We start from the raw sequence: 14,539 nt of genomic DNA on the forward strand, positions 1-14,539 counted from the left end.
TATAGGTTCTAACTCAAACGATTATCGCCTAGCTTTGTTAATTATCTAGCATATGTTTCAACCAGATATAAGCGCCAGTTTGATTATAATCACCAAATGTATCGTAATTAAGGCTACCACCAAAAATTAAATCCGGACTAATTGTATAATCGATTTTTGCGTGTAGGTTATAGCCGATACCATTATGGCTTTCACCAGCATAGTAAGCCTCTTTGGTTTCACCATTATCTGCATAACTTTCAAGTTCACTTTGCAATGTTGCATCAGTTGGAAAGTACGCACCGCCATCCTCACTGTAAGATTGATAGCCTAACGCACCGCCAATATTATATTTTAGATCTGCATATTCTCTAGAGAAATCAACAGGGAAAGAGATACTGACATAATGCTGTGGGCTGAAATATCCACCTTGACCATAACTGAAATGACTCAAATCTTTGTCAAAGTTCATATAGGTTAGGTTCACTCCTGTTTGCAGGCGACGATCACCTAAATTAATAGGTCTTAGGTAAAATCCTGCGCTTTCTTCAATACCAGTGTTGCTAGCGACGTTTTTACCTAAATAGCGCCAGATTCCTAGAGAATCGTAAAACCCAACATCACCATTATCAAAGCTTAGTTTAGCTTGTCCGCCATTACGGGTGACTTGTCCCCATTTCTTGCCAGTAAAGCTATCTTTGGCTCCAACATAGGAAAGTAAGCTATCGGTCACTGCGCGTCTTTCAACTTTTACATTTAGTTGGGTATCATCACCGACCTGAGGTGACCATTGCATACTGCCAACCCAGGTTTGTAATTCTGCTCCAAGTGGGGTCGTTCCAATATCTGCCTGATAATCACCCATATTATATTTGGCGTTTAACTCGACACCCGAGTCACTTTGTCCGCCTTGCGTTGTAGCATCTGGCAGAACATCATCATTATCGGTTGATAGTCCTTGACTGGCGGCCTTCGCCCCTTGATTTAAAGCCCCTGTGCCATAACGGCGGCTGGCATCGTCTGAACTTGCGCCAGCATCTAGAGCAACACTTGTCAGGGTCGCGGTAAAGCGGCTATTGTCATCAACCTGATGAGACCATGACAATGGTACTTTAACGGTGGTTAATTTGCTTAACCCGCTTTCCCCATCACGACCATTAACACTCATTCCTGCTTTGAGAACTGTGGCGCTTTGTTTATGAATATCACTGAGCAATTCATTGACTTGCTCCAACGTCTGCGTTGATTGTGATGGTATTGGCAATTGCTGGGTTACATTTTCGCTGGTGGATGGGGCCCGCAGTTTAATTTGCCACGGTAGTGAACGGGTGTCAGTCGTCCTCGTATTACTGCGTGTGGAGTGTCTAAATGGGTTATTCGCAATGATGAGTCCACTGCTTGTTGTGGCATGAGTATTTGGCTGAAATTGTGCACTCAGCAATTTATATCTAGCCATTTTCAGATAGGCCTTTGCTTGCGTGTTGTGCCCCTGAGCATGTTCAATACGAGCCATTAACAATAGTCTGGCGGGTTTCTGTGATGGCGTTAAGCCTTGAGTAAGCTGTTGAACTTCTTTAAAACGGTGTGTGGCTAATGCTAAATTAATGGCCCCAATTCGAGCATCTTGGTTTGCTGTGTCGTCATTGAGCAAATAGTAATAGACTTGTCGAGCTTGGTTATACATCTTTCCAGATTGATATAATCGGGCCATCGCTAGCATGAGTCCTTTATCTTTCGGTGACTGCTTGAGCGCATTGGTTAATAAATCATAATCCTTAGCAAATTTCCCTTGTTGGCGGAGTCTATCGCTTTGGGCAATAGTGATAATATCCTGAGCCTGTATGAGTTGTTCTAAGGTACTATTCTTCTTAAGTTTTGGATTGTTCACTAATGCTTGAGCACTCATGTCTAATCCTTTCTGCTCTAATATCGATATATGATCGATATAATCACCAATATTTCCATTTACACCTTGTTTGATATTATTTTGTATCAGCATCACTGCATCATTTAAATCACCTATCTGAGCGAGCATTTTTGCAATCTGTCCAACATTGACTGGCGTTTTCGGTGGATTAGTAATGAAAGGTGCAAGCGTTTGATAGGCTTCGTGTAATTGTCCTTGCTCAATCTGTTGATTGGCTTTACTCAGCGCAAGATTCAGCATCGTCTGATTTTTTAGCTCTAACATTGACGAGTTGAGCTGTTTTTTAGGGATTCGATCTAGTAGTGATCGAACCTGTACCCAGTTGTGCTGATCGCTGGCAAATAATGCTCCGGCGTAGAGTTGAGTCGCATTAGCTTGAGAATCGATAAGCGGCTCGATGATGCTCGTGACCTCAATATTACGTCCAATTTTACTCATTATTCGTGCTAAATCGAGACGGATCCATGGGTTTTGTGGTGCGTGGTTTAGTGCTGTAAGCAAGGTTGCAATCGCCTGTTCTGGTTGTCCATCGGCTTGCAACTGCTGCGCTTTTTGCCGCACTATTGAAAAGTTCCCCTGTGCTTGCATACGCTGACGAATTTTTGATGGTAGTTGACTTAGCAATTTATCTGCTTGGTTCAACTTTTGTTCATCATTTAACACGTAGTAGAGCTGTGTAATTGCATCAGTATTTTTCGGTTGGGCTTTTAGCACATCACGTAATAGTTTTTCTGCTTCGTTATTGTGATTGTTGTGCCTTAAGAGGTTTGCTCGAAAAAGTTTTGCTGCAATAGCCCGAGAGCTAGACCCCTTGACTAAGGGGGCGCTCAATTTCAGAGTATCATCAATTTGACCTTTTTGTGCCGCCCATTTGGCTTTGGCCAGCTGAGCATAAAAAGATGCATTTGCAATTAAAGACTGATGAGTACTAGGTGATTGACGGCGGGCTTGCGTGACGGCTCGGCGCAGATATTCTGCAGCGTTTTTATAATGCTCTTCTTTTAGTTCGATAAATCCTAGCCCTTGCAATGCATCTGGGTCATGAGGGGTTGCGCGTAGTATTTTGTCAAAATGCTTTTTAGCTTGCGTTAAATGTCCAGTATTGAGTGCTTTATATCCTTCTTGCTTATCAGTATTTACAAGATGGCTTTGATAGTAATGAATGACTGTACTGTCACCAGGATGGCGTTTCATCCAATGGCGATAAAACGTTGCATCGCTCACTTTAGGGGCTAACCACAATAAACTTTGACGCAAGCTTTGGTCCGCATCTTTATTGTTAGGTGCTAGTTTTTCAAGTTCTTTAATCCCTTGGCGGCGACTATCAGAGCGATAACTTAGAACCTTGCCAAGTGCCAGCTTCAACGCACTATTATGTGGATGAACACTAACCAATTTGCGCAGTTGTTGACGAGCTTTAGGGTAAAGCGATTGGTCCGCTGCCATCGTTTGGTAGTACTCGGGGGCGAAACTAACAGGAATATCACCATTTTTGAAAATTTTCTGCCAGGTTTTGATGGCTGCTTTGATATTGCCACTCTGTGCCTGTTCTCGAGCCAGAGATAACTGTTCTTGTGGAATTTTTTGCAGTGCTTGGGCATTGTCTAGCTCACGAAGTTGGGTGGCATTAGGGGCTGCTTGTTCCAATCGTTTACGCCAAAGATCGGCATTTGTAAGATCGCCTTTTTGCCTTGACCATAAAGCTAATAAATAGAGAGCTTGAGTGTTATTTGGTTCTGCCATCAGCACTTTCTTCAGTGAGTCCATGGCTAAATCATTATGATCTTTTTGATGCCAGTATTGAGCTTGTTCAAACAGTGCATTGATTTCAGCTGGCATTTGTTTGGCGTGAATAGAAGCGGTTGCAAATGTCGCACTTAACAATGTTGCTACATATATTACTTTAAATTTTAATGAGTTATGTGTCCATTTCTTCATTGGTGTTATTCCATGTTAAGGCGTTTTTCACTGCGACGTTTCATGAGGCTGATGACAGCCAAAGCGATGATAAGGCAGGCAAAAATAGTGCAAATTGCAGTAAAAACAGAATGCGCACTGGCAAACCAGATAATTTTCAAATACCAAGGTAACTGACCGCTGGCAAAATGAGGTGAAACCTGAAAACTTTGGACACCATTATCGCTGGTAATAATTGAGACATCTTTGCGGATATCTGCGTTGGTTTGTGAATTTTCTAAGTCGCTGTGGAGCATGCTCAATTGCTGGTCACTACTTGCTGTTGCCATCACGACTACGCGTTTAGAATTCCAAGGTGAACGGTAGCTAATAAATCCACGCCAAGCGCGATTGGACATTAAGTAGTGGTTCGCTGCTTCACCTTGTAAAGCCCAGTGTCCCGTGACTAATGCTCTTAAATGTTGCCAAAGTGATGGGTCTCTAACACTTAATGTATTGTTACTTATAGTAAATGGAGTATTTGTAAATAAATGTTGATTGAAGGCTTTTGCACTCATTGATGACACAACTAAAACATGCCGATTTTTTAAGACATCTAAATCTTCTTTATTGTGAGCAAGACCAAACAAGACCCGATTATGTGCCAGAACAACTCCGGTATTATTGCCTGCGCGAGTCGCTAAATTTAGTAGTGTTGCAATTTGTGCAGCACTTGGTGCTGGTGGTAATAATAAAGCGGTCTGAGCAAAGTCGGCTTTAATGGAAAAAGGAAATGAAGCCCCAATAAAAAATGACAGATTAGGAAGCATAGAGAAGTGATGTGTGTCGCTTAAGTCTATCCAAGAGTCATCTGATATTTGGCTCTGAATATTTCTCGATGCAATCACATCACATGGCACATCAGTTTTTGGCGTTATCTGAAAATAGAGTGATAGGAGGTTATCGCCGTAGATCATATAAGGGGCCAGAGCGATATCAGCATGATCTTGGCGTTCATTGTAGCCGAGTTTTCCCCATAAATGCTCAAGTACTCCTGGCTTATTAATTGACAAGTTTTGCAATAAATGGTGGTTAAAAGTAAGGTTTAGATATGATTTTTTGGGATTAATCCACTGTTGAGCTGGAAACTGGTAGCCAATGTGCAGTGGAATTGTTTCGCCATCCCATAAAAATAGATCTGGAGCGGCTTTGAAGTGCACTTGTACGGCATTGTGCCAGATCCCAGAAACAGCTAGATTTTGTTGATTTTTTACCAATTTCCGAAAATAGACTCGGTGTTGGGTCGAGATCCATTTAGGCGCATCATAACTATGACGATATGGAATTGTTTGTGCCGGGATTTGGTTATCATGACTTTGTGTGGGTAGTTTCCCTTGGGTCAGCCACCACGCGGCTTGGCGCAGTTCATCACCTTGCCCCGAGATTAATAACAGTTGCGATTTATCATCAATAGGATTGGCTATCACTGTTAGCGCTGCAGATTGAGTCTGAGGCAGTTTTATACCAGCGACTGTTTGGCCAGGATAGCCCAAAATAATTGCGTTTCCTGTGGGCAGTTGGTCTTTAAAAACTTGCCAGTGAACATCATGGTAGCTTGCTTTAATACCAAACCATGAGGCAATCAACGCTCCGGCACTCACTTGGTCTGGGCTGGGTCTAGATGGCAATACCATGGATAAAACTTGTGGCGTCATCTGCGAAGCTTGTAAAAATGGTTGCGGTAGCTGTGCCAAATTTGGAGCAGATTTCAACGGCAATTCGGATAATTGCAGATACGAACTTGGCAAGATTGTAATCTGATAACGATTCGCGTCATTAGAAAAGCACTGTTGCTCTTTATTCTTATCTAAGTGAATGCTGAGGTTGTTTGCTGATGCCATCAAAATAGCTGGAACAGTTAACTGATAACTACGTTGTGCCGCAGATGATAAATCAAGTGGGATTGTGCCAACTTTTTGGCCATTTAACATTATCGCCAAATCAGTTTGACTATCTGAAAGCTTTGATTGAATTTTTAGGTGTAAAAATAGCTTTGCTTGATTCACTACTATATTGTTGGCTAGAGTAAAATGTATTCCTGCTTGTTGCTGAGAGGGGCGCAGAAATAGACCTTTTGTTACACCCATCTGCGCAATACTTAGGTGAACTTGATGCGCATCATCGGTTTGTGCATGAACAGTCGGTGCTATCACAAAGCTCATAACCATGCATAGCATTGTCTTTAATATTCGTCTCATGGTTATTTAATTCCCTGCTCGAGAGATAAGGTTTGTGGATGTAAGCCTTTGGGAGTCGTTTTAGGTGCTTTGTACATTTGTGGCCGGAACATAGACCAATATACTCGAGCAATACATTTAGCTAATACAAGTAGTGACTTAAATCCATTTTGTCTTTGCCTTGGTGTTTTTACCCATGCATCTGCGCGCGAAAGAACAATTCTTACCAGTTCTCGACGTTGATTGGTTGAAAGCTCATCAAATACTAAATGGGCTTGTCCGTGAGCTACTAGAACTGTTTTAGCCTCTAATTCGACTTGACATGATTGCAGTTCTAATTCAATAGCTTCGATTGGGTCGGTTAGGTGTTGTTCATCTTCGAGCTTGATACAGCACCCACTCATCGAAAGATCAACTGTTGTGGTGGTTGAAAGAATGCCACTAGCATAGTGGATTATCGCTGGCAGAGTGATCTTTAGCCTCGTTGTCGTGCGGGTTTGATGTTGTTCATTAGCAACCGCAATGGCTCCAAGCATAAAAAATAGGCTATAAAACCCCCAAATAATATTTATGGCAACAACGAAAGGATGATAAGCTGGATAGCCCCACTGGGTGAAGCGAAATAATCCCATTACTAGTCCAAGGGCGATAAATCCTGCGACGAGTATATGGATACGAACAATATGAAAATCGAAGTAATCTTTATCTAGTAATCCACCTTTATCTGTGACATTAAATTTGCCTCGTGTTGGCATAATCATTGTGACAAAGGTTGGAATGACAAGATGAAATGCGAGCACTGTATCATAGATATCCCCCCAAAAAGCATAACGAGAACGGCCACTTAAACGTGATCCTGTTATATTTGAAAGCACTAGATGGGGGAGTACATAAGCTAAAATCAAGATTGCTGAGGCGTGAATCACTTTCAGGTTAAATAGCAGATACGTAAGTGGCGCGGTGATAAAGACAATACGCGGCAGAGCAAACTGAAAGTAGAGCATTGAGCTGAGATAACATAGGCGCTGGGCCAGTGATAGACCTCGTCCGAGAAGTGGATTATCAAGGCGAAAAATTTGGGTCATACCTCGAGCCCATCGGTTGCGTTGGATAACATGCAAAGCCAACCTCTCGGTCGCGAGCCCTCCAGCCATTGGAATCGCTAAAAAAGCAGTATTCCAGCCTAAGCGCTGCAATTTTAAAGCTGTATGGGCATCCTCGGTGACCGTTTCAACGGCAAAACCGTCGATTTCATCTAGTGCGCTGCGCCGAATGACGGCGCAAGAGCCACAGAAAAAGGTAGCATTCCAGTTATCGTTGCCTTGCTGAACCGGGCCGTAAAATATTTCACCTTCATTGGGTACGTTTTCACCCTGTGCGAGGTTGCGTTCAAATGGATCAGGCGAATAAAAATGGTGAGGCGTTTGTATCAGTGATAATTTTGGATCTTTGATAAAAGCACCAACGGTGGCCTGCAGGAAGATTCGCGTGGCTACATGGTCACAGTCAAAAATACAAATGAGTTCACCATGGGTCAGTTGCATTGCATGATTGAGATTGCCAGCCTTTGCATGCTCATTATTATCGCGGGTGATATAGCCAACACCAGCATCGGCAGCAAAAGCCGCAAAGGATTGGCGATTCCCATCATCAAGTAGATAAATCCGCATTTTATTGGCTGGATAATCCAAACATTGCGCAGCAAGTACAGTATCTCTGACAACGTTTAAAGGTTCATTGTAGGTTGGAATATACACATCAACAGTTGGCCAACTTCGTTCATCTTCAGGCAGTGGCACAATTTCACGCTTCAGAGGAAAGGTGGTTTGCAGATAGCCTAACAACAACATAGTAAATGAGTATATTTCGGCGACAAACAATCCAATCCCCAAAATCATTTCGATTTCAGAGCTGAAAACTAGCGTTTGGGTTGCACGAAAATAGATATATCGAGCCGACATTAGTATCGACAGAAACACCATAATGACAGAAACACTGCGCCGTTTAGAAAAATTCATTATGACCATGCAAAGCAGAATACTGATTGCAAAAATGAACTGTTTGTAACTGTTCATCGGGGTGATGATGACCAATACTGCAATAGGAATGCAGATAAGGATGAGTAGATATGACAGTAATTTTTTCATGTTCATTTACTCGCGGATGGATTCTTTGAGATCGTGATAAATTGCACCAGTTCCGATTTCCAGTCCTAACAAGTCGATAACCTTGTCACTGATGGCTTCAATATCAGCAGCGGCTGCAGATAGTCGATTAAAATCAGTGATTGATTGTTCAGCCGAATGAGCTTTGAGGACGCTTTCATCTCGGTGAATTTGGCCAATTAACTGCTTAGATAGGGTATTTTGAGCAAATGTTTCAACGTCTTGGCATACATCACTACGTGGGTTTGTTTGGTTTAGGATAAAGAAATTCTTAACACTTTGTGGATGCTCAAGAAATCCTGTCCGTTCCAAATAAGGTAGCTGCGTCATTGAAGCTGTATCAGATAGTAGAGGAATGAGCTGGATGTCAGCTAACTGTGTTAAGGCTTTAAATGCTGGACTGCTCAAAGATGCTGTATCCGCAACTAAGATCAGTCCTTCAGTATTGCGCAGTGCTTGTAAACCATGGTGTAAAAAATCACTGTCATTAAGTAGACGTTGTTCAAAAATACTTTGAGTTGATTCATCGCATTCACCATAAGGGAGGACAAACAGGTTATTGCTCACTGAAATGATGAAGGGGCTCCAATCACTTTGCCTTAGCGCTTTACTGACAAATCCTTGGGTATCACTAAGGGGAATGCCAAAGTGAGTGCGCAGCGAATTTTGTGAGTCGAAATCAATAGCCAGAACTGTAAATCCACGCAGTGATAACATATGCGCCAAATTTGCGGCAATAGTTGTTTTACCCACGCCGCCTTTACTTGAACTAATAGATATGAGTTTCATGAGAGTTGCCTTTTTTCTACAGCAGACTGAAAAACAGATGGCATTGGTTGCTTAGGTAATGTTGAAGTAGTGCTGGTGTGTTGTTTGTTTGATGTTAGAACTTTGCTAAGGCCAGATAAGATCCCTGTTTTTACTTCGGGTTCTAGCGTTGGCTCTTGTTCTGGTTGCTGAGTATCGCTAATGGTTAATGGTATTTCCGGTTGCGCGCTAAGTTCGGCTTGATTGCTCTGTTGGGCTGGTGTTTGAGTGGTCAATTTCTCCGAGCTGAGTTGATATAACTGGCTGAGAATGACATTTCGGTTTTGCTGATATTTATATTTATTGTGAGTAAAGCTTTTAAATTTAACTGATTCATTATTAGTGGTAATTTTAAACTGAGCGATATCATCATATTCAGTCATCGATCTACCTCGACTTTAAGCTGCGTGTTTAGTTATTTGCTTGTCTTTTATTGTGTGTTGAAATGGTTATTGGAGAGTGTAAATATTCCAACAATCATTTATAGATAGTATTCGAGCGGTGAAGATAAATATTAAATTATCTACGCTAAATATTATTATTAATGAATAATGTTTTTAGAAAAGATACTAACTTGTTAAAAGAGATTGTAAATGAATTTTTATAGGGTTATTTAAAAAAACCGAATAAAGTATGATTAAATTGATTAGATTGTTTTGAGTGGTTTTAATACTTATTTTTATTTCGTAATAAAAAGTACTAATATTATGGTTTGATTTTGCGTGTTATTTGCTCGAAAAATTTCAGGTTCAGGATGGAAACATGATGAACATCACATTGCAACTTGATTAGATGGTTATAGGTGTTTTTCGATTGGCTTTGGAAAAAAAAAATCAATGCTTGTTGATTGTTTTAACATTTATATATCATTTTATAATGATATATAAATCATTTTTTTGATAATTATTGTTTTTCATTTCAAATAGTAATTGTTATATAAACTGACAGTTATATATAATAAGGATGTTAGTACTAGTTGTTTTCATCATTATAGATGTTAAAGTTTAATAAAAGTATGAGGCTATATCTAAAAAGTATTGCTTAATAGTATAGTTATTTCTTTTGGGGAAATTTGAATGCTCGTAGTAGCTAATGCCTATGGAATATAGGTCATCACTTCAAAGAAAGAATTAATTCTTTATCGGGCAGGGAAGATATTTACCAAAATGCCCAAGCATTAGTTATATGAAGGCTTGGGCAAGCAATGTTGTGATTAAAAAAATTAATTGGTCCTATCGAATAGATAGCCACTGTAGTCAGGGATTTGTGTGACAAATTCTTCGCCAAAGTACTGACAGGCAATCAGAAAATCTGCAGATGCTTCGTTAATTGCAACAGGAATGTTCCAAACAGTGGTGATACGCAGCAATGCTTTGACATCTGGATCATGAGGCATTGATTCCAGTGGGTCCCAGAAGAAAATAAGAATATCGATTTTGCCTTCGGCAATCATCGCCCCTAATTGTTGGTCACCACCCATTGGGCCACTATAGAGACAGTTAACATCTAATCCGGTTTTTCTTAAAAGTGAACCGGTCGTTCCTGTTCCGTAAAGTTGGTGTTGGGCGAGAGTTTCTTGGTTACGTGCGCACCAGCGCATTAATGCTGGTTTTTGATTATCGTGGGCAACCAGCGCAATATTTTTTTTCGACTCGAGAGTCCTCTCGATTGTTTTCATCGGTGTACCTGCTTGATTGTGAATTATTTTAAATTCATCTTACCTGCTTCTTTGTGCTTTGGGTAATGTCTTAGCGAGAAGATGATAATTTTTGTGATATGTCTAATACTCAATAAGATAGAGTGATTTGTGCTGTGAGGATTAAGGGCAATTATGGTCAGATTGCCCTTGAGATAAAGTAGAAAACGTTATTGCAGTTGATGGATAGCGATGTAACGTTTGTGTTTGCTTGGTTTAAGCTGCGCTACATCGACTAAAACGAGGCCATCGACGCACTGCTTAAAATTAGGGTCAACGTTAAAGTCAATGAATTGAACGCCGCCTGGCTCACACAGCTCGGTGTACTGTTTATATAAAGTTGGAATGGCGCAGCCCATATTGGCCAACGCTGATTTAAGCAGAGCAAAGTCTTTTTGATAGTCGTTACCTTCAAATCTCAAACTTAAATTCTGTCGGATCTGTTTTTCTAACAGATAGGGGTTGCGAGAGCGAGCCAAAAAGAAATCTGAAGCAAAGTACTGTTGGTAAAAATAGACTAACAGATCGCGAGCCTGTGGGGGAAGTTTTGCGCTGATACTGACCGGTCCAAATAGGTAGCGATATTGTGGGCGGCGAGCTAAAAATGCGCCAATTCCTAGCCATAAATAATCCAAACTGCGTCGTCCCCAGTAGCGAGGTTGCACAAAGCTTCGTCCTAACTCAATGCCTGATTTTAGAAATGCGCAATTTGAATGCTGATATTCAAACAAACTATGGCTGTAAAGTGCTTTGAGCCCATGCTCTTGGATGGCTTTAAAGCTATCGACCAGCCGATAGGCGCCAACAATTTGTTGATCTTGGGGATGCCATAGAACTAAATGCATATATTCGGCATCATAATGGTCCGTATCGCTGCGCTGGCCCGTCCCTTCGCCAACGGCTCGGAATGAATATTCGCGTAATCGGCCTAATTCTGCCAGTAGACTTTCCGGGTGGTCTTTTTCAGAAAGGTAAATCAGTTGTCCATCGGGGGTTTGTCCGAGTTTTTCTAACTGACAGATATCTTGAGCTAGCTTTTGCCGAGGTTGTGGATGGGCGATGGCCGCTTCAGTCTGAAATAAGCCTTTCTTTCCAGAACCGATACGATAGGTATGTTTGCGCAGCAGTTGGGCTCGAGTAAATAAATCAATATTGGGGTGACTATAACTGTGATGTGGGATTGGCTCACCTATCACTAACTCAATGGTTTGACCTTTGTGCCAGAACAGTTCTCGCACAAGTAAGATGGTCGAAAGCGATTTATTCAGCATTGAGCACAAATAAAACAAAGAGCTGTTACGTGCTTTGACGCATATCGGAAGAATAGGGGCTTTGCTTTTATCTGCAATTTTGACAAAGCCGCGTTGCCAGCGGCAATCACGCTGACGTAGATGTTTCAAACGCGATACTTCTCCGGCGGGAAAGACAATCAAAGCGCCTTGTTGTTCAAGATGTTCTTGTAGTTTCTCTAATTGTTCGCGACGACTGTGACCAGTCATATTATCGACGGGTAAAATGAGCGACTCAAGCGCTGAAAGGGCACTGAGCATTTGGTTGGCGATGATTTTAACGTCACTTCTGATCTGTCCGACCAGGTGTAATAGAGCTAATCCATCCAGTGAGCCAATCGGATGGTTCGCCACAATAATAACGGCACCTTCAGATGGAATCCGTTCGCGGTGACTGCTTGAAACCTGATAGCTAAAATCTAATTCGTTAAAGACTTGGTCAATAAATGCCAGTCCGCTGAGCTGAGGGTGTCTTTGTTCAAAACTCTGAAAAGTTTCCTCAAAGAGTACTTTGCTAAGAAAGTATTTAAGTATTGAGTAGCGACGCGGTTTATTCTGTATCGCCGGGTAATAATCCTGAATAAGTTTATCGACAGAAAACATAGCCATCCTCCTGATGTTCCAGCATCAGGCTACGAAGCTTTGATTACATTCTGGTCACAAAATTATGGAAATTTTGTGACAATATATTCATTTTGACTATTACGAATCTTCAGTGATATTCCATTTAGGGCTAACTAATGATGAATATAAAACCTTAAAAATCCTTGGCGAGTATTCTGCTATTTCTCATTTTTAAGTATAAATTTATTGATAATACAGAGTGTTAGAGAATAATTTTGTGAAAGCTTTATAAGAAGGAGTTTTACTTGGATGACTCGATGGGTAACGCAAGAGCTGGCAGAGAAGAGCTTTAATCAATAAAAAGCCAGTCTTAAGACTGGCTTTATCATCACACCAATGAGTGTAGCTTCAATTACAGAACGTGAACTGAAGAAGTATTGGTTGTGCCTGATGGAACCAATGCACCAGATACCATCACAACGATGTCACCTTTTTGTGCCATTTCGGTTTTAAGTGCTAACTCTTTACCGATTTTGTAGAAGTCATCAGTGCTGTCAATTGCATCAACTAAATAAGGATAAACGCCTTTAGACAGACTCAACTGTTTGGCAACTTTTTCGTTAGTTGTTACAGCCAGGATGTTTGCCTGTGGGAAGTATTTACGGATAGATTTAGCTGATTTACCACCGCGAGTAGCCACAACGATCAGAGGTGCACTCAGTTTTTCTGAAGTTTCTACTGCACTTTTACATACAGCTTCAGTGATGCGCAGATGGTTGCTGTCGTGAGCAGGGTCAAGACGTGAAGTCATTACTGCATCAGTACGCTGACAGATAGTAGACATGATGCGAACGGCTTCAGCTGGATATTTACCTTTAGCTGATTCACCAGAAAGCATAACTGCATCAGTACCATCTAAGATAGCGTTTGCAACGTCGCCTGCTTCAGCACGAGTTGGGCGAGGGTTTTTGATCATTGAATCAAGCATCTGAGTTGCAGTAATAACAACTTTGCGAGCTTGGTTACATTTTTCAATCATCATTTTCTGTGCGAAGATAACTTCTTCGACAGGGATTTCAACACCAAGGTCACCACGAGCAACCATGATACCGTCAGAAGCGGCTAGAATTTCATCGAAGTTGTCCAGACCTTCTTGGTTTTCAATTTTCGAGATAATCTGGATGTTTTCGCCGCCGTTTTGTTTTAGCCATTCACGAATTGCTAAAACGTCATCTTTTTTACGGATGAAAGAAGCTGCGATGTAATCAACGCCTTGTTCGCAACCAAATACCAGGTCACGTTTATCTTTTTCAGCCAATGCTGGCAGACTAACGCTAACGTTTGGCAGGTTAACGCCTTTGTTTTCGCCCAAGTCGCCGTTGTTGAGTACTTTACAGATAACTTCTTCGTCAGTTACTGATGTAACTTCCATTTCCAACAGACCATCATCAACCAGCACGATGTTGCCTGGGCGTAAGTCTTGAGCCAGACCATTATAAGTAACCGCAACACGTTCGTTGTTGCCAATCACACTCTGGTCAGTTGTGAAAGTAAAGGTTTGGCCTGTTGTTAAAGAAACATCCTGACCGCCTTCAAGTTTCATTGTACGGATTTCAGGACCTTTCGTATCTAATAAGATGGCAAGTGTTTTACCTGTTTCTGCCATGATTTCACGAAGGCTTTTGATACGGCCACCGTGTTCTTCGAAATCCCCATGGGAGAAGTTCAAACGCATGACGTTCATGCCAGCGTCAACTAATTCACGGAGTTTTTCTTTTGGTTCGGATTTAGGTCCGATAGTACAAACGATCTTAGTTTTTTTCATGGAAAAATATCTCCAGATGAGAAGTTCAGTCTTAAACCTCGGGGTATTATACAGAATTGATTCGACAATTATGTAGAAAAATTACAACAAACCTAATTTTGATCAATAATTATTGACCTATCAATTTAATTTTGTTCCGGGTAAAAAAACCCGC

The 14,539-nt window shown here is 41.2% G+C and carries 8 protein-coding genes; all 8 read right to left on the reverse strand.

The genetic code is table 11. From position 1 onward, the window contains the following. Positions 1-37 precede the first annotated feature (37 nt). Positions 38-3,844 (reverse strand): cellulose biosynthesis protein BcsC, encoded by a 3,807-nt coding sequence (locus ABTQ23_RS12740; RefSeq protein WP_408616117.1) that lies wholly within the window; start codon positions 3,842-3,844, stop codon positions 38-40. 5 nt (positions 3,845-3,849) lie between these two features. Continuing rightward, the gene (gene bcsB / locus ABTQ23_RS12745) at positions 3,850-6,060 is read right to left on the reverse strand and encodes a cellulose biosynthesis cyclic di-GMP-binding regulatory protein BcsB (protein WP_408616118.1); all 2,211 of its coding nucleotides are present in this window, start codon (positions 6,058-6,060) and stop codon (positions 3,850-3,852) included. 2 nt (positions 6,061-6,062) lie between these two features. Continuing rightward, a complete protein-coding gene (bcsA, locus tag ABTQ23_RS12750; protein ID WP_408616119.1) occupies positions 6,063-8,186 on the reverse strand; it encodes a UDP-forming cellulose synthase catalytic subunit in 2,124 nt (707 codons plus the stop codon). Between the two features lie 6 nt (positions 8,187-8,192). Continuing rightward, the gene (gene bcsQ / locus ABTQ23_RS12755; RefSeq protein ID WP_408616120.1) at positions 8,193-8,993 is read right to left on the reverse strand and encodes a cellulose biosynthesis protein BcsQ; all 801 of its coding nucleotides are present in this window, start codon (positions 8,991-8,993) and stop codon (positions 8,193-8,195) included. After that, positions 8,990-9,394 carry a cellulose biosynthesis protein BcsO gene (gene bcsO / locus ABTQ23_RS12760; RefSeq protein WP_408616121.1) on the reverse strand — a complete coding sequence of 135 codons (405 nt, stop codon included), beginning with the start codon at positions 9,392-9,394 and terminating at the stop codon, positions 8,990-8,992. Before bcsO ends, bcsQ begins: the two co-directional genes overlap by 4 nt. Positions 9,395-10,233: 839 nt before the next feature. Further along, positions 10,234-10,689 carry a methylglyoxal synthase gene (locus tag ABTQ23_RS12765; RefSeq protein ID WP_408616122.1) on the reverse strand — a complete coding sequence of 152 codons (456 nt, stop codon included), beginning with the start codon at positions 10,687-10,689 and terminating at the stop codon, positions 10,234-10,236. A 188-nt stretch (positions 10,690-10,877) separates the two neighbouring features. Further along, positions 10,878-12,599 carry a bifunctional ornithine lipid synthase OlsF gene (gene olsF, locus ABTQ23_RS21140; RefSeq protein WP_498038934.1) on the reverse strand — a complete coding sequence of 574 codons (1,722 nt, stop codon included), beginning with the start codon at positions 12,597-12,599 and terminating at the stop codon, positions 10,878-10,880. 373 nt (positions 12,600-12,972) lie between these two features. After that, entirely contained in the window at positions 12,973-14,385 is a 1,413-nt protein-coding gene (gene pykF, locus ABTQ23_RS12785; RefSeq protein WP_408616123.1) for a pyruvate kinase PykF, read from the reverse strand. Between the last annotated feature and the right edge of the window lie 154 nt (positions 14,386-14,539).

Origin of the sequence: Celerinatantimonas sediminis (assembly GCF_046054195.1) — a bacterium.
In the GTDB taxonomy this organism is placed as follows: domain Bacteria; phylum Pseudomonadota; class Gammaproteobacteria; order Enterobacterales; family Celerinatantimonadaceae; genus Celerinatantimonas.